The organism is Pantoea sp. Z09 (genome assembly GCF_022394795.1).
GTDB lineage: Bacteria > Pseudomonadota > Gammaproteobacteria > Enterobacterales > Enterobacteriaceae > Pantoea > Pantoea latae.
In genome coordinates, this window is record NZ_CP092373.1 from 2,845,338 (window position 1) to 2,862,143 (window position 16,806).

Sequence of the window (16,806 nt, forward strand, 5' to 3'; positions counted from 1 at the left end):
ATGCCCGCCTGACTGATGGAGGTTAACAATGCGTACCCGTTCGCTGAAAGAACGTTTTCTACATGCGCTGGGGTTCGAAACCCTGGCGATCCTGACCGTGTCGCCGCTGGCAGCCTGGGCGATGGCGAAGCCGCTGTTCGAGATGGGCGCGCTGGCGATCATGCTTTCTACCGTGGCGATGCTGTGGAATATGATTTACAACGCGATATTTGACAGGATCTGTCCGCCGGACAAGGTGCATCGCGGCGTGCTGATCCGCATCCTGCACGCGCTGCTGTTTGAAGGCGGCTTTATTTTGATCGGCCTGCCGATTGCTGCGTGGATGCTCGGCATCTCGCTGTGGCAGGCGCTGCTGCTGGAGGTGGCGTTTTTCCTCTTTTTCCTGCCCTACACCATGGCCTACAACTGGGCCTGGGACAGGCTGCGCCCGCGCTGGGTTGAACGTAAGGGCTGCGAGGCCTGACTTCCCAGACGGCTACGATAGCCAACAGCGGGTCGTATAGATCGAGGAGCACAGCGTCCCGCGCATGGATGCCTTGAGCAACGTTGCGATTGGGCCATACTACCCGCGAGCTCATCCCGCCAGCCTTACGGCGCGTTATGCGCCGTTTCCCGTCCCCATGGCCAGATCCACGCCAGAATCATCTGCGGATAGCTGCGCTTGTGCGGCTTATCGCGCGCCTTTTTCTCCGCCTCCGTCAGCGTATGAATCGTCTCCGTCGGCGCATAGTCGGCGGCTTTCAGCGGCGAGTGGGCTTTAACGTAATCGCGCAGCACCTCGGCGTCGATGCTGCCTGAATTCTGGTAGCCCGCGTGCGTATCGATGCGTGGATAGCCGTCGCCGCCCGCCGCGTTAAAGCTGTTGGTCGCTAAGCGGTAGGTTTTATTCTCCTGCAGCGGCTGGCCGTTGATGCGTACATTGCTCACCGTGCTGCCGTCCGCGACCAGGCTAACGCGCGCGAACTGCGCGAAACCGCCCGCGTCCGGTTTAATGTTGGCCACTACGTCGAGATACTTTTTCACCTCGGCGCCGGTCAGCGTCACCGACACCACCTGATTGCCGAACGGCTGAACCTGCAGCAGATCGCGCCAGCTCAGCTTGCCGACGGGCAGCGACGCGCGAATGCCGCCGCCGCTCATCACGGCGAAATCCGCCTGGGTTTTTGCCATCTGCGCGCGCAGAATCAGCTGGCCGAGATTGGTCTGGGTAAAACGCACCTGTTCACGCTCGCCGTTGAACTGCCCTTGTGCGCTGCCGACATTGACATTCAGGCGCGCCTCGGCCCGCTTCTGATAAGGCATCAGCAGCTTCATCATGGCGGTGTTTTTCGGGATCTCCTGCTGCCAGGTGAGCCAGGTTTCGCTGCCGTCGGCGTTTTTAATCTGATGCTTGAGGTTAACCGGCACCAGCGCGTAGGACTCCAGCGCCACTTCGCCGTTGCGCCAGGTAAAATCGCCACGGCCGACATATTCGCCCCACTTGCCGGCCTGCATAATCCAGTCGCCGTTCTGCTTGTCCGGCTGGCAGGCCGCGCCCGGCTGCCAGGCTTTTTCCCGCTGGTTGGCTTTCGCCATGCACAGCGTGTCGTGCGAGTGGCCGCCGACGATCATCGCCACGGTGCCGGGCGGCAGGCTGCGCGCCAGCGTGACGTCGCCCGGCGCGTTGCTGCCGTGTTCGCCGTTGTCGTCATAGCCGAGATGGCTCAGCACCACGATCACGTCTGGTTTTTCGCCGGCGCGCAGCTCCGCCACCGCCTTTTCCGTCTCGCTAACGGGATCGCGGAACTCTACGTCGCGTAAGTGCGCCGGATTCGCCCGCTTCGCGGTATCAGGCGTGGCGAGGCCCAGCACGGCGATCTTCAGCCCCATGCGATTAAATATCGCCCAGGGCTTAAACAGCCGCTCGCCGGTGCTTTTCTGATAGAGGTTGGCGGCGAGAAAAGGAAAGCGCGCCCAGCTCTCCTGCTGGCGCAGCACCTCGAGCGGGTTATCGAATTCATGATTGCCGAGCGCCATGGCGTCATAGCCGATCAGGTTCATGCCGCGAATATCAGGCTCGGCGGACAGCTCGTCGGACTCCGGCACCCCGGTGTTGACGTCGCCTGCCGAGAGGATCAGCGCCCCGCCGCCTTTGGCCTGCACGTCGTAGCGCAGGGTGTCCATCAGCGTTTTTTGCGCCGCCAGACCATATTCGCCCTGCGCGTTGTACCAGAAATGGCCGTGCTCATCATTGGTATGGAGAATGCTAAAGCGGTAGGTGCGATCCGCCTCGGCGGCCTGAGAAAGCGCGGGCGCCAGCGCCAGCAGCGCAAGGCCGGTGGCGGCCCATCGTGATAACAGCAAAGCCTGTCTCCTTATTGTATGAAGTGCCCGTTCCGGGTGGTATCAGCATGCTGACCCACTGTGTCGCATATTCCGCAGGCTAACTCAAGATGAAACGCTGATATCGCTGGCCCTGAAATTGCTTTAACCTTGATCTTCAAAAGATAATCTCTGTTATAAATCGCATCCAACGCCGTGCCCACGCTACCTTTGCCTTTTTCTACGCGCAACCTTGCCTTATCGAGGGCATCCATCGGCTATTTTGCCGCAGCATAGTGTGATGATGCGCCTCGCTGACTTGCCTGATAGCGCCTCCAGTTAACGAAAACCCGATAAAATAGCCCTTCGACCTCGCTTTCCTCTCATTTTCAAACTTTTTTCTTATTATCCTGCAAAAAAACCAGCGAAAAAACGCTGTTTATCTTAAACTCAATTGTTACAGGCAGACACATTTGCACACAAGGAGACAGGCATGCATCACACCACACCGTTGATCACCACCATCGTCGGGGGACTGGTCCTGGCGTTTCTCCTTGGCATGATCGCAAACCGCCTGCGCATTTCGCCGCTGGTCGGCTACCTGCTGGCGGGCGTGCTGGCGGGTCCCTTCACGCCGGGTTTTGTCGCCGATACTAACCTGGCGCCGGAGCTGGCGGAGCTGGGCGTCATCCTGCTGATGTTCGGCGTCGGCCTGCACTTCTCACTGAAGGATCTGATGGCGGTAAAGAGCATCGCCATTCCCGGCGCCGTGGCGCAAATCGCCGTCGCCACGCTGCTGGGAATGGGCCTCTCCGCCTGGCTGGGCTGGTCGCTGATGACCGGCCTAGTGTTTGGCCTCTGCCTCTCCACCGCCAGCACCGTGGTGCTGCTGCGCGCGCTGGAGGAGCGTCAGCTGATTGACAGCCAGCGCGGACAGATCGCCATCGGCTGGCTGATTGTCGAAGATCTGGTGATGGTGCTGACGCTGGTGCTGCTGCCCGCCATCGCCGGCATGCTGGAACAGGGCAACGCCAGCCCGCAGCTTCTGGCGTGGGATCTGCTGCTGACCATCGGCAAGGTCGCCGCCTTTATGGTGCTGATGATGGTGGTGGGCCGTCGCGTGGTGCCGTGGATCCTGTCGAAAAGCGCCGCCACCGGCTCGCGCGAACTCTTTACCCTCGCGGTGCTGGCGCTGGCGCTCGGCATTGCCTTCGGCGCGGTGGAGTTTTTCGACGTCTCTTTCGCGCTCGGCGCCTTCTTCGCCGGGATGGTGCTGAATGAGTCGGAGCTGAGCCACCGCGCCGCTCACGACACCCTGCCGCTGCGCGACGCCTTCGCCGTGCTGTTCTTTGTCTCGGTAGGCATGCTGTTCGATCCGATGATTCTGGTAGAGCAGCCGCTGGCGGTGCTGGGCGCGCTGGTGATTGTGGTGCTGGGCAAATCGGCCGCCGCCTGGCTGCTGGTGACGCTGCTGGGCCATTCGCGCCGCACCGCGCTGACCATCTCCGTCAGCCTGGCGCAGATTGGCGAGTTCGCCTTTATTCTGGCCGGGCTCGGCATCTCCCTTAATCTGCTCAGCAGCGAGGGACGCAACCTGGTGCTGGCCGCGGCGATCCTCTCGATTATGCTCAACCCTATCCTGTTCAGCCTGCTGGAGCGTTTCCTGGCGAAAAGCGAAAGCCGCCAGGAGCAGGCGCAGGAAGAGGCGACCGAAGAGGAAAAACAGATCCCGGTGGATATCTGCCATCATGCGGTAATCGTCGGCTATGGCCGCGTCGGCAGCCTGCTGGGACAGAAGCTGCTGGAGGCGGATGTGCCTTTCGTGGTGGTGGAAAACTCCCGTGACCGCGTCGAGACGCTGCGCGAGCAGGGCATCAGGGCGGTGCTGGGCAACGCAGTGCGCGCCGACACCATGGAGCTGGCGCGGCTCGACTGCGCGCGCTGGCTGCTGCTGACTATTCCCAACGGCTACGAGTCAGGCGAGATTGTCACCACCGCGCGCGAGAAATTTAACGACATCGAGATTATTGCGCGCGCACACTATGACGACGAGGTGGAGTACATCATGGCGCGCGGCGCAACGCGCGTGGTGATGGGCGAACGGGAAATCGCCTCCAGCATGCTGCGTATGCTGGAGGCGGAGATCGCCGAACGTCCGGTGGTGCGTGAGTGTCCGATCTGATTTGCCAGCTTCCTGCTTAGCGATCCCAGTAGGACTCTTCCAGACTGTCTTCACGCTCCGGCAGGCCGCGCGTCAGGCGCGGCGAATGCTGGTTCAGCACCTGATAGCTGACGCGGTTGGCGTATTTGCACACCTGCGCCAGCGAGGAGTAGGTCAGGTACTCGCGCGCGTGCTTGCTGGAGTTCGGCACCTTCTGCCGATGGTAGTTATTCGCCGTGATGTCATGCAGCAGCGCCGCCAGTGCGCCATCGCCTGCGCCGTTGGTGTTCATGATCTTCTCCGGCCCGCCCATATAGGGCGCGATATGGGAGAAGATGCGGCACGGCTGCTGGCACGCCTGCTGACGCATGGCGCGGCTGAATTCATACTGATTGAATTCCGCGATCGCGCCCGGCAGCAGCGGATGGTTGGTTTTACGCTTAAATTCCTCTTCGGTATAGCCCGCCATATAGAGGCCGGTCGGTCCGGCGGTGCAGAGCACCAGGTCGACCCACTCCAGCGCCCTGTCGGCCGCCAGCAGCGGATCTGATTCGCCGGTCAGCGCCAGCGCTTCCTCTTCGTTCATCGCCAGGATGGTGACGTGTTCGCGCAGGAAATCGCGCCAGAACTGCGGGTTGTCGCCGATAACATATTTGGTGCCCAGCGTCAGCACCACCGGCACGTTGTGGCGTTTCGCGTAGTCGATCGCCTGCAGCGTGGCCTGCGGCATCGGCTCGCCTTCGCCGCAGCGCACCAGGTAAGAGGTGAGCACCAGCGCCGAGGCGCCGGCGATCACCGCTTCGGGAATGCTTTCGGCGCGCAGCTGGTTCATCTGCCCAGGGCTGATGGCGAAGGTGCGTTCGCCCTGCTCGCCAATCAGGGTGAAGCAGCGGCCAATGGCGCCATCCACGCCCTGCAGATAGTTGAGATCCATGCGGCTGGAGGTGTTGCAGAGGTAGCGATAGGCGTAGCCGCCGATCTGAATATTGCTGCACATCACGCCCAGCAGCACCGAGCGGTCGTCCGCCAGCACCGAATAGTTGTGCAGCGTGTTGCCGATGGTGCCGCCGGCAAACTGATGGGTGATCAGGTTATCGCGCATGAGCTCGTGATAGAGCGCTTCGGCAACGTCGTCGGCGATCACTAACGAGTGCCCGGCGCTCAGGCCGTAGCGAACCAGAAAGGCGTCGTCGACTTTGGCTTCAATATCCACCAGCGTCTGATCGATGCCGACCACCCAGCTCCCCTCTTCCACCTCCTGCGAGGCGGCATGGAGCAACGGGTCGCGGGCGCTAACCGGGAAATAGTGTTTGGATTTGCGTTTGCCGGGAAATTTCATGATGGGTGCCGTCAGAAAAACAGGCGGAGGATAATAGCATATTCTCCGCCGCGGCTTTAACGACGCGCGTTGACCAGCTGCACCATCATATCGATATGTTCGGCATCGGCGTTGAGCGCCGGAATATACTCAAATTTCTCGCCGCCGCCGTGCAGGAAGAATTCGCGGTTCTGCTCGCTAATCTCCTCCAGCGTTTCCAGGCAGTCCGCCGAAAAGCCCGGGCTCATCACCTGCACATGCTTAATGCCCTTTTTCGCCAGGCCCTGCATGGTTTCGTCGGTGTAGGGCTGCAGCCAGGGTTCGCGGCCGAAGCGTGACTGGAAGGTCATCATAATCTGATCGTCGCGCAGGCCGAGCGCCTGCTGCAGCAGCGCGGTGGTGTCAGCGCAGCGCAGCGGGTAGTCGTCGCCCTCGTTGGCGAAGCGCTGCGGGATGCCGTGAAAGGAGAGCACCAGCAGATCCGGCTGGCCGTGCGTCGCAAAAGAGCGCTCTACCGACGCTTTCAGCGCGGCGATATAGGCCGGATGTTCGGCGTAGTCGCGGATGAGGTCGATATGCGGCAGGGTGCGCGCCTTTTTAAACGCGCTGTAGAGGCCGTCCCAGACCGCCGCCACCGTGGAGCAGGAGAACTGCGGATAGAGCGGCAGCACGATCATGCGCGTTACGCCCTGCGCCATCAGGCTATCCACCGCGCTCTGCAGGCTGGGATTACCGTAGCTCATGCCGAGTTCGACCGGCATGTCGACGCGCGCCGCCAGCGCCTCGCGCTGCTGCTTGCTGTAAACCATCAGCGGCGAGCCGCCTTCCATCCAGACGGAGGCGTAAAGTTTCGACACGCGCGGCGAGCGAAACGGCAGCACGACGCCGTTAAGGATCGGCCACCAGAGCCAGCGCGGCGTATCGACCACGCGCGGATCGCTGAGAAACTGTTTCAGATAGCGCTTTACAGCAGCTGTGGTCGGGGCGTCTGGCGTACCTAAATTAACCAGTAACACGCCGGGCTTGTCTTGCCTCATTGTTAGTCCTTGATAGCGGGGGATGCGTGAAAACAGGGGAAATTGTAGCGGAAACCGGGAGAGGGAAAAGCAATTACTGCAAAAGGGGCTGGCACTGCCAGCCCCAGGCGCGTTAGCCGAGGATGCGCGCCAGCTGTTTGCTGACGTCGGCGACCGGCTGGGTGCCGTCGATTTTGTGGTAAGCGGTGTTGCCCGCTTCCGCTTCTTCGCTGTAGTAGGCGATCAGCGGCGCGGTCAGCTGATGGTATTCCACCAGGCGCTTGCGCACGGTCTCTTCCTGATCGTCTTTACGCGTGGTCAGCGCTTCGCCGGTCACGTCGTCCTGACCTTCCACCTTCGGCGGATTGTATTTAACGTGATAGACGCGGCCCGACGGCGCATGCACGCGACGGCCCACGATGCGATCGACGATCAGCTCATCCGGCACGGCGAACTCCAGCACGCAGTCAATTTTGATGCCGGCCTCTTTCATCGCGTCCGCCTGCGGAATAGTGCGCGGGAAACCGTCCAGCAGAAAACCGTTTTTGCAGTCTTCCTGTGCGATACGCTCTTTCACCAGCGCGATAACCAGCTCGTCAGTGACCAGTTTACCGGCGTCCATGATGGCTTTCGCCTGATTGCCGAGTTCGGTGCCGGCTTTTACCGCCGCACGCAACATATCGCCCGTGGAGATTTGCGGAATGCCGTATTTCTCCATGATGAACTGAGCCTGAGTGCCCTTACCTGCGCCCGGAGCACCGAGCAGAATAATACGCATTGCGTAAATCCCCTTGCGAATCGCATTGATCAATCTGAGAAGGCGAAGACCATACCATTATGACCCGCTCTCCACAAGAAAGGTGCGGACGGCGGCAGCCTGTTTCTCCATATCGTGCGGCGGGCGGGCGCGGCTAGCGCGCTTTTTCAGATTTGCCGCCGGTGTTGAACAGCGTCTGCACGCGCCGGCCGATCTGCGGCGTCAGGTTGGTCTGTTTGCGGCCGCCGCCGCGCTGGCTGGCGCGCACCAGCAGATAGCTCTGCTGCGGCCACAGCTCCACGTCGCTGGCCGGGGTCAGCGCCGCCAGCTGCGCCCGCGACAGCGCGAAGCTGGCGAACGGCAGGCCCGCCTGATGACCGGAGGCGATCGGCAGCGGCAGGCTCAGGGAGATCGCCTCGACGCTGGCCTGATTATAGGGCCGCCAGCCCTGCTCTTTGCTGCGGGCCAGCGCCGCCAGCACCGGCGTATCGAGCGGCAGCCCCTGTTCGAACAGCCGCAGCTCGCTGCGCACCAGCGTGCTGAAGTCGGCGGTGCGCAGCGCCACCAGCACCAGTCCGCCGGGCAGATCGGCATGGCGATCGAGGCGCGCGACAAACAGCCGGGCGTGGTTGATCACCTCTTCATGCAGCACGCTGGCGAAGCTTTCGCTGACGTCGACTACGCCCTGCTGCTGGCAGAGGTGCAGCGGCCGCACCCGACCGTAAGGCAGTTCGATATGCGCGACGAAATTGATGTTGCCCGCCATCAGCGGCACGGCGGGCAGCACATTGAGTTCCGTGACCGGAAAATGGGTGGCGTAGCGCGTCTGGTTGCGCGCCTGCTCCTGGCGCAGAAAGAGCTGCGACAGCAGGATGCGCGCCACATGTAGCGAAGGCGCGAAGAACAAGTCGTACTGCTCCAGCCGGTAGTGGCGTGACAACAGGGTACGTAACCGGTCTCGCGCCTCGGAAGGACGATCGGCCCAGGGGTGAAGTGCCATCGCGTTGTGGTTCTCTTGTTATCGGTCGGGTGATGGCGGAACGACGGCAAATGCTGACCACGCATAGCTTTGCCTGCGAGTCAACCCGCCATAATCAGCGGGCAAGGTTAGGGGAATGCGGCTGGACTTTAAAATGATATAAACTGACAATCCCTGTTAGGTTTTTACACAGGGGATGAGTATGACCCGGCTACCTCCGCTAAGGGCGCTGCACCATTTTCACCAGGCGGCGTTACATAGCAGCTTTAGCGTGGCGGCCGAACGCCTGCACGTCACTCACAGCGCCGTGAGCCACCAGATCCGCCAGCTGGAGAGCTGGATGGGCAAGCCGCTTTTTGTGCGCACCAACGGACGCGTGAAGTTAACCTCACACGGCGAGCGTCTGCTGCTCAGCTGTCAGAAAGCGTTTAGCGAGCTCTCCACCACCTGCGCCAGCATTCGCACCGGCATGCGTCACCATCTCAACGTCTCCTGCGCGCCGAGCTTTCTGTCGCAGTGGCTGATCCCGCGCATCGGCACCTTTTACCAGCGCTATCCCGATATTGAGGTGCAGTTTCAGCCGCAGCTGGAGCTGGATCAGCTGCGCAGCGAGCATGTTGACGTGTTAATACTCAGCTTTGAGCAGCCGCCGGATGGCGATATCGACGCCACGCTGATCAGCGACGACTATCTCGGGCCGCTCTGCGCGCCGCTTTTCGCCTCGCGCTTTCGCAGCGCGCAGGATTTCGCCGCCCTGCCCTTGCTGCATGTCGATACGCGTCTGCACGCCTGGGCGGAGTGGTCGACGGCCGCCAACGTGCGCGGCAATTTCTGGTCGGGCAAGCATTTTGACAATCTGACGCTCGGCATTCAGGCGGCGAAGAACGGACTGGGCGTGATTGTGGCGCCGCGTCTGCTGGTGCGCCAGGAGCTGGAAGAGGGATCGCTGATTGCCCCGCTCGGCTTTGTGCGCGTTAACCGCGCCACCTGGATGATGACCAAGGAGTCGCGCCGCAACGACGGGGAGATTACGCTGTTTCGCGACTGGCTGCGCGAGGCGGCGCAGCAGTAGGGGCACCCAACTCAAGGAGCGGGTGGCATGGCCCGAAGAGCAAAGCGTCCTGCGCCAGGGACGGCGCAGGCCGAGCTGGCATGGATGCCGCTTTTTGCGTCTTTGCGATCGGGCCATGCCACCCGCGACCGCACCGCTGTAAAAAAAGGCCGATGCATATGCACCGGCCCTAATGTCTGTAGTTGCGAGCTTACGCAGGTCGCGCTGACCGATCGCAAAGTCGCTATTCGCATCCCTGTCGCTCGGCCCGCGCGGATACGCACCTCATCCCTGAGGTGCGCCCGTGAACGGGCCAACGCTTTGCGTTGTTCAAAAACGCTCCCGGCGTTTCTGTCCTTGTCGCGGGACGCTTTGCTCTTCGGTCAGCGCAACCTGCGTTTTAGCAAAGGTGCCGTCTGGAATAACCAGACATTAGCCGTTGCTTAAGCGGTCAGCAGCTGATTCATACGACGGATAAACTGGTTTGGATCGTCCAGCGTGCCGCGCTCGGCCAGCAGCGCCTGATCCAGCAGCAGCTCAACCCATTCGCCGAAACGCGCCTCATCCTGGGTATCCGCCACGCGTTTCACCAGCTGATGGTCCGGGTTGATCTCGAAGATATACTTCACTTCCGGCACCGCCTGGCCCGCCGCCGCGAACAGCTTCGCCATCTGAGTGCTGATTTCATTGGCGTCGGTGGTGACAATCGCCGGGGTATCGGTCAGACGATGCGTCAGACGCACCTCTTTCACGCGGTCGCCCAGCAGGGTTTTCACGCGGTCCACGAACGGCTCCAGCGCCTTCTCCGCCTCTTTCTGCTCTTCGCTCTCTTCGTCCGCCAGCTTGCTCAGCGACTCGTCCGCCTTGCTCACCGACTGGAACGCCTTGCCGTCGAACTCGGTCAGGTAGCTCATCATCCACTCGTCGATGCGATCGGAAAGCAGCAGCACCTCGATGCCTTTCTTACGGAACAGCTCCAGATGCGGGCTGCTCTTCGCCGCGGCGTAGCTGTCGGCGGTGATGTAGTAGATCTTCTCCTGACCTTCCACCATGCGGCTGACGTACTCCTCCAGCGACACGGTCTGCTCGGCACTGTCGCTGTGCGTCGAGGCGAAACGCAGCAGCTTCGCGATCGCTTCCTGGTTGGCGCTGTCTTCCGCCGGGCCCTCTTTCAGCACCAGGCCGAACTCTTTCCAGAAGGTCTGGTATTTCTCGGCGTCGTCTTTGGCCAGCTTCTCCAGCATCTGCAGCGTGCGCTTCGTCAGCGCTGCGCGCAGGGTCTGGGTCACGCGGCTGTCCTGCAGGATCTCGCGCGACACGTTGAGCGGCAGATCGTTGGAGTCGATCAGGCCGCGCACGAAGCGCAGGTAGTTCGGCATAAACTGCTCGGCGTCATCCATAATAAAGACGCGCTGCACATAGAGCTTCAGGCCGTGCTTATGGTCGCGGTTCCACATATCGAACGGCGCGCGCGACGGAATATAGAGCAGGCTGGTGTACTCCTGCTTGCCCTCGACGCGGTTGTGGCTCCAGATAGCGGGGTCGCTGAAGTCGTGCGCGATATGCTTGTAAAACTCGTTGTACTCTTCGTCGCTGATCTCAGACTTGTTGCGCGTCCACAGCGCCTGGGCTTTGTTGATCTTCTCCCAGGTGGTGGTGTCGTTCTCTTCGTCTTTGCTTTCAATTTCAACCGGCAGCGCGATGTGATCGGAGTACTTGCCGATAATGCTGCGCACGCGCCAGGCGTCGAGGAACTCATCTTCGCCTTCGCGCAGGTGCAGCGTGATCTCGGTGCCGCGATCGGCTTTGGTAATATCGGCGATGGTGTATTCGCCCTCGCCCGCCGACTCCCAGAACACCCCTTCGTCCGCCGCCGCGCCGGCCGCGCGGGTGCGCACCGAGACTTTATCCGCGACGATAAACGCCGAGTAGAAGCCGACGCCGAACTGGCCGATCAGCTGGCTGTCTTTCGCCTGGTCAGAGCCCAGCGACTCGAGGAAGGATTTGGTGCCCGATTTGGCGATGGTGCCCAGGTTCTCAATCACCTCGTCGCGACGCATGCCGATACCGTTGTCCGACAGGGTCAGGGTGCGCTTGTCCTTGTCAACAGAGAGACGCACGCGCAGCTCGCCGTCGCCTTCATACAGGCTGGCGTCCGACAGCGCGCGGAAGCGCAGCTTGTCGGCGGCGTCCGAGGCGTTGGAAATCAGCTCGCGCAGGAAAATCTCTTTGTTTGAATAGAGGGAATGGATCATCAGGTGCAGAAGCTGTTTTACCTCTGACTGAAAGCCACGCGTCTCTTGTCCTTTCATGGTCATTGTTACCTCAACAGGATCAGGTTGAACGAAGGTTGAGGTTGATGTGGGGATGGTGCGGAGAATTTCAAGCCGACGTCGCGAACGACGTCGGCAAGCGTTCAGAAAGTAATCTTGTGACGTCCGGCCAGCGAGTGCGACAGCGTGGTGCCGTCCACCATCTCCAGCTCGCCGCCCACCGGCACGCCGTGCGCGATGCGGCTGGCGTCGACGCCGTACTGGCCGCACAGCTCGGCGATGTAGTTGGCGGTCGCTTCGCCCTCCACCGTGGGGTTGGTGGCGAGGATCACCTCTTTCAGGCTTTCGCTCTCCAGCCGCTGCTCAAGGCGATCCAGCCCGATGTCCTGCGGGCCGATGCCGTCAAGCGGCGACAGATGGCCCATCAGCACAAAGTAGCGGCCGGCGAACTGGCCGGTCTGCTCGATGGCGTGAATATCCGCCGGGCTCTCCACCACGCAGATCAGCCCGTTCTGCTGACGCCGCGGATTGGCGCAGATGGTGCAGATCTCCTGCTCGGTGAAGGTGCGGCAGTCGGCGCAGTGGCCGATTTCGGACATGGCGCGCGTCAGCGCCTGCGCCAGCCGCATGCCACCGCTGCGATCGCGCTGCAGCAGCTGAAACGCCATGCGCTGCGCCGACTTCGGCCCCACGCCAGGCAGGCAGCGCAGCGCCTCCATCAGGGATTCAAGCAGTGGACTGGTTTGCATCAGAACGGCATCTTAAAGCCCGGCGGCAGCTGCATGCCGGCGGAAACAGAGGCCATTTTCTCTTTCTGCGTTTCGTCGATGCGGCGCGCGGCGTCGTTAAAGGCAGCGGCGACCAGATCTTCCAGCATATCTTTGTCATCTTCCAGCAGGCTGGGGTCGATCTCCACGCGGCGGCAGTTGTGCGCGCCGTTGATGGTCACTTTCACCAGGCCCGCGCCCGATTCGCCGGTCACTTCCAGCGCGGCGATCTCTTCCTGGACTTTGGCCATCTTGTCTTGCATCTGCTGGGCCTGCTTCATCAGGTTGCCCAGTCCGCCTTTACCAAACATAGTTTTCTCTCTCAGCTAAGGCCGCATCGCTATCCAGGAGACAGCGGCAGCGTGGTCAAACGGGTCGGATACTCTCTTCATCCAGATCGGCGTCGAAGAACCGACGCAGCGTCTGGATGTGGGTATCGCTAATGATAGACTGACGCGCCTGCGCCAGCTTCTCTTCGTAAATGGCCTGCCGCCACTCGAGTGGCGTCAACACCGCAGGATTATCATCTTCAATGATAGTCAATTCAACTGTCTGGCCGGCGGCGTCGCCTAGCGCGGCCGCCAGCACCTGCTGCGCCGAGGCGGAGTTCAGGTGACGCTGGCTGGATCGCAGGTGCAGGCAAACGCCCTGCTCCGTGCGCTCTTTCCAGGCGTTAAGCGCCAGCTGCTGCACCAGCTTCGGCAGCGGCAGCGCGGCGATTTCCGCCGCCCAGGGATCGCGCTGCTGCGCCTCTTCCATCAGGCGCGCCGCCAGCTCAGGGGTTTTCTCATGCTCAAGCGCCGAACGCAAGGCTTTTGGCGTCGCCACCGGCTCCGGCGCCGCTTCGACCGGGGTCTGCGCCTTCCAGCGGTACGCCTCTTTTTTGGCTGGCGTCGCCTCGCGCGGACGCGCGGCCTGCGCGCGTTCGGTCACCGAGGCCAGGCGCTCCAGCGCGGAGGTGGCCGGCCGCGTCAGAGACGCTGCCGGCTCACTCTTTTTTGCTTTGCTGGCCCCCTGACGCAGCAGCTGAGTGCGCGCCTGCAGGAGCTGGCTGGTGGTGTCGGAAAAAGAGCCGTCAGGCGCGGCGGCGGGCGGCGCGGCAACCGGCGGCGCGACCTGTTCCGGCGGCGGCGCAGGCGGCGCCATCTGCGGCTGCGCGGCGGCGACATGCTGCTGCGGCGCCACGGCGTGCGACGGCGACGGTGCGGCGGTGGACGGCTCCGCCTGCGGCGTCAGGGTGGGACGCGCGGCCGGTTCGGCAATCGCCGTGTGCGGATGGAACGCCAGCGCGCGCAGCAGGGTCATTTCGACGCCCATGCGGCGATCGGGCGCCAGCGGCAAATCTTTGCGTCCCATCAGCAGCGTCTGATAGTAGAGCTGCACGTCAGCGGGCGGCACCACGCGCGCCAGCTCGCGCAGGCGCGGCGCGTGGCTCTCTTCTTCGTCGCTGATCGAGCCGGGCAGCAGCTGCACCATGGCGATGCGGTGCAGCAGACGCAGCATCTCCACCAGCAGCGCCTCCCACTCGACGCCGCGCGAGGCGGCCTGGTTAAGCAGCGTCATCACCTGTTCGCCGCTGCCGTCCACCAGCGCCTCGATCAGGCCCAGCGGCTGCTCGTCGTCCAGCGTGCCGAGCATCTGGCTGACGATGTGGCTGCCAACCACGCCCTGCCCCATGGCGATGGCCTGATCGGTCAGGCTGAGCGCGTCGCGCATGCTGCCGTCAGCGGCGCGCGCCAGCAGCTGCAGCGCGCGCGGCTCGCTCTCGATCTGCTCCTGCTGCAGCACGTAGTCGAGCTGGTTGCGGATCAGCTCGACATCCAGCGCCTTGAGGTGAAACTGCAGGCAGCGGGAGAGGATGGTGACCGGCAGCTTTTGCGGATCGGTGGTGGCGAGCAGAAATTTAACGTGCGACGGCGGCTCTTCCAGGGTTTTCAGCAGCGCGTTGAAGCTGTGGCGCGACAGCATATGCACTTCGTCGATCAGATAGACCTTAAAGCGGCCGCGCGCCGGCGCGTACTGCACGTTGTCCAGCAGGTCGCGCGTGTCTTCGACTTTGGTGCGCGAGGCGGCGTCAATCTCGATCAGATCGACAAAGCGGCCCTGTTCGATTTCGCGGCAGTTGTCGCACTGCCCGCACGGCGTGGCGGTGATGCCGGTTTCGCAGTTAAGGCCTTTCGCCAGCAGGCGCGCAATGGTGGTTTTGCCCACGCCGCGCGTGCCGGAGAAGAGATAAGCATGATGGAGGCGTCCCAGTGACAGTCCATTCGCCAGCGCAGTCAGGACATGTTCCTGACCGACAACGTCAGCAAACGCCTGGGGACGCCATTTTCGCGCAAGTACCTGATAGCTCATGTGGATTCGATCACTGGATGTGGTTGGAAAGATGAGCGCAGACGCGCTGCAACCCCTGTATATCGTTGCAGTAGTTTAACAGCGACGGCGGGCGTTGCCTATCACTTGCTGGCCTCGCGCGCGGCGAGGCCATCGTCACTCAGTGACCGGGGAAGTTGACCAGGCTGTAGCAGTTGACGCCCAGCGCTTTCAGGCGCGTTTCGCCGGTCAGATCGAAGAGATTGATCACAAAGGCGGCGTCTTTAACTTCGCCGCCGGCGCGGCGGATCAGCTTGACCGTCGCTTCGATAGTGCCGCCGGTCGCCAGCAGATCGTCCACCACCAGCACCACGTCGCCGGGCTTGATGGCGTCTTTATGCAGCTCGAGCGCATCGGTGCCATATTCCAGCTCGTAGGATTCGCTGAAGGTGGCGCGCGGCAGCTTGCCTGGCTTGCGCACCGGCACAAAGCCGACGCCTAACGCCAGCGCCACCGGCGCACCGAACAGGAAGCCGCGCGCTTCGGTGCCCACCACTTTGGTGATGCCTTGATCGCGATAGCGCTCGACAAACAGCGCGATGGTCGCGGCGTAGGCTTGCGGATCTTCCAGCAGGCTGGTGACGTCGCGGAAGAGGATCCCGGGTTTCGGGTAATCCGGAATGCTTTTAATGCTCTCTTTAATGAATTCAAGCTGCTGCGCAGTTGCGGTCATAATGTTACGCCTGGTAAAAACTTTATATCGCGCAGCTTCCATAGCGTCAGATTCCGAAATGAATCAGACGCAGAGAGTAAAAAAAGGGAAGCCACGCACGAAGATGCCCAAATCTAAGCAAATGCCCGGCTAATTGCAACCTTATCGCGGCGGCGCGCGATCGTCGGGCGATTCCGCCACCACAGGAATACGCCACATCATCAGCAGCAAAACGCAGAGCATTACGCTAAGCATGACGCGCACCCACAGAATATTCACCAACCCGATCGAGACGCCGAACGTCACCAGCATCACGGCAATCGCCCGCCCTTTCGCGCCCGGCGGCATGGCGCGATGACGCTGCCAGTGGCGCAGATAGCGGCCGAACGGCGAACGCCACAGCAGCCAGTGATGAAAATGCGGCGACGAGCGGGCGAAACACCAGGCCGCCAGCAGCACGAATGGCGTGGTGGGTAATAATGGTAATACAATGCCCAGCGCGCCGAGTATGATGGCGAGCCAGCCGAGAGTGAGCAGTAAAATACGTTGCATAGCCTTGCCTGGATCCTTTGCCTCCGCGCTACGTTAGCACAGATAAGGAAAAGATGATGGCGGACGCCACCACACAACAGCGTCTCGCCGCCTGCCTGGCGGCGCTTCAGGCGCAGATTGCGCGGCATCCCGACGGCCGCTGCCGCACGCCGCGCTTCGATCGCCAGCTGTTCAGCACCACCGGCACGCGGCTGGCGGACTATTTGCAGGAGACGGAACGCAACCTGCAGCTCTTTTGTGCCTGCGACAATGCGCAAGAGCGCGTCTGGCTGGCTGATAAGCTGGTGAATCAGATCGCCGCCCTGCAGCGCGAAGCCAGCACGCAGCAGCTGCGCCTACGCCGCGAGCGGCCCATCGCCAGCCCGCGCCAGCAGAAGCTGGAAGAGTATCGCGAATATGAACGGCGGCTGCAGGCGATGATCGACCAGCGCGAGCAGCGGCTGGCGCTGGCGGAGAGCCTGGCGCAGCAGCAGCAGCTGAAGCAGGATCTCGAGGTGCTGGAGGGGCGCATGGCGCGCTGCCGCCAGGCGATCAGCGCAGTAAGCTGGGCGCTTTCGCTGCGCGGCGACGCCCTTTGACGCCTATACTTAGCGCCACGCGTTCAGG

The 16,806-nt window shown here is 62.1% G+C and carries 15 protein-coding genes and 1 other annotated feature; of the genes, 4 read left to right on the plus strand and 11 right to left on the minus strand.

Translation table 11 applies throughout. The features are described 5' to 3' along the window. Positions 1 to 28 precede the first annotated feature (28 nt). On the plus strand, positions 29 to 463 hold the full coding sequence (locus MC269_RS13705) for a multidrug/biocide efflux PACE transporter (protein ID WP_239952748.1): 435 nt from the start codon (positions 29 to 31) through the stop codon (positions 461 to 463). 125 nt (positions 464 to 588) lie between these two features. Here MC269_RS13705 and ushA read toward each other — a convergent pair whose 3' ends face one another. Next, the gene (gene ushA / locus MC269_RS13710) at positions 589 to 2,343 is read right to left on the minus strand and encodes a bifunctional UDP-sugar hydrolase/5'-nucleotidase UshA (protein ID WP_239952749.1); all 1,755 of its coding nucleotides are present in this window, start codon (positions 2,341 to 2,343) and stop codon (positions 589 to 591) included. A gap of 451 nt (positions 2,344 to 2,794) precedes the next feature. Between ushA and ybaL the strand changes: the two genes are divergently transcribed. Continuing rightward, positions 2,795 to 4,483: a YbaL family putative K(+) efflux transporter gene (gene ybaL, locus MC269_RS13715; RefSeq protein ID WP_239952750.1), complete on the plus strand. Its 1,689-nt coding sequence runs from the start codon at positions 2,795 to 2,797 to the stop codon at positions 4,481 to 4,483. 16 nt (positions 4,484 to 4,499) lie between these two features. Here the strand turns inward: ybaL and MC269_RS13720 are convergent, their stop codons facing one another. The 4 genes from MC269_RS13720 to MC269_RS13735 form a co-directional block, all read right to left on the minus strand. Next, on the minus strand, positions 4,500 to 5,801 hold the full coding sequence (locus MC269_RS13720; RefSeq protein ID WP_239952751.1) for an inosine/guanosine kinase: 1,302 nt from the start codon (positions 5,799 to 5,801) through the stop codon (positions 4,500 to 4,502). Between the two features lie 56 nt (positions 5,802 to 5,857). Then, positions 5,858 to 6,817, minus strand: coding sequence for a ferrochelatase (hemH, locus tag MC269_RS13725; RefSeq protein ID WP_239952752.1), 960 nt, complete (start codon positions 6,815 to 6,817; stop codon positions 5,858 to 5,860). 112 nt (positions 6,818 to 6,929) lie between these two features. Beyond that, a complete protein-coding gene (gene adk / locus MC269_RS13730; protein ID WP_081139347.1) occupies positions 6,930 to 7,574 on the minus strand; it encodes an adenylate kinase in 645 nt (214 codons plus the stop codon). A gap of 133 nt (positions 7,575 to 7,707) precedes the next feature. After that, on the minus strand, positions 7,708 to 8,553 hold the full coding sequence (locus tag MC269_RS13735; RefSeq protein ID WP_239952753.1) for a DUF6024 family protein: 846 nt from the start codon (positions 8,551 to 8,553) through the stop codon (positions 7,708 to 7,710). Between the two features lie 181 nt (positions 8,554 to 8,734). On the opposite strand from MC269_RS13735, the gene MC269_RS13740 reads away from it, so the two are divergent. Further along, the gene (locus MC269_RS13740) at positions 8,735 to 9,604 is read left to right on the plus strand and encodes a LysR substrate-binding domain-containing protein (RefSeq protein WP_081139345.1); all 870 of its coding nucleotides are present in this window, start codon (positions 8,735 to 8,737) and stop codon (positions 9,602 to 9,604) included. A gap of 422 nt (positions 9,605 to 10,026) precedes the next feature. On the opposite strand, the gene htpG is transcribed toward MC269_RS13740, so the two are convergent. The 6 genes from htpG to MC269_RS13770 all read right to left on the minus strand — a co-directional run bounded on the left by htpG (position 10,027) and on the right by MC269_RS13770 (position 16,200). Beyond that, the gene (gene htpG / locus MC269_RS13745; protein ID WP_081139344.1) at positions 10,027 to 11,901 is read right to left on the minus strand and encodes a molecular chaperone HtpG; all 1,875 of its coding nucleotides are present in this window, start codon (positions 11,899 to 11,901) and stop codon (positions 10,027 to 10,029) included. A gap of 98 nt (positions 11,902 to 11,999) precedes the next feature. After that, on the minus strand, positions 12,000 to 12,605 hold the full coding sequence (gene recR / locus MC269_RS13750; protein ID WP_081139343.1) for a recombination mediator RecR: 606 nt from the start codon (positions 12,603 to 12,605) through the stop codon (positions 12,000 to 12,002). Further along, positions 12,605 to 12,934 (minus strand): YbaB/EbfC family nucleoid-associated protein, encoded by a 330-nt coding sequence (locus MC269_RS13755; protein WP_081139342.1) that lies wholly within the window; start codon positions 12,932 to 12,934, stop codon positions 12,605 to 12,607. Before MC269_RS13755 ends, recR begins: the two co-directional genes overlap by 1 nt. A 55-nt stretch (positions 12,935 to 12,989) precedes the next feature. Next, complete coding sequence (gene dnaX / locus MC269_RS13760; RefSeq protein ID WP_239952754.1) at positions 12,990 to 14,978, minus strand: DNA polymerase III subunit gamma/tau; 1,989 nt, start codon at positions 14,976 to 14,978, stop codon at positions 12,990 to 12,992. Beyond that, positions 13,581 to 13,642 (minus strand) — a sequence feature (DnaX frameshifting element). Its footprint overlaps the gene before it by 62 nt. 139 nt (positions 14,979 to 15,117) lie before the next feature. Beyond that, positions 15,118 to 15,669 carry an adenine phosphoribosyltransferase gene (gene apt, locus MC269_RS13765; RefSeq protein ID WP_081139340.1) on the minus strand — a complete coding sequence of 184 codons (552 nt, stop codon included), beginning with the start codon at positions 15,667 to 15,669 and terminating at the stop codon, positions 15,118 to 15,120. Between the two features lie 141 nt (positions 15,670 to 15,810). Beyond that, complete coding sequence (locus tag MC269_RS13770; protein ID WP_239952755.1) at positions 15,811 to 16,200, minus strand: DUF454 family protein; 390 nt, start codon at positions 16,198 to 16,200, stop codon at positions 15,811 to 15,813. A gap of 56 nt (positions 16,201 to 16,256) precedes the next feature. Between MC269_RS13770 and priC the strand changes: the two genes are divergently transcribed. After that, positions 16,257 to 16,778, plus strand: a complete 522-nt coding sequence (gene priC / locus MC269_RS13775) for a primosomal replication protein PriC (protein WP_239955119.1) — start codon at positions 16,257 to 16,259, stop codon at positions 16,776 to 16,778. The last annotated feature ends 28 nt before the right edge of the window (positions 16,779 to 16,806 follow it).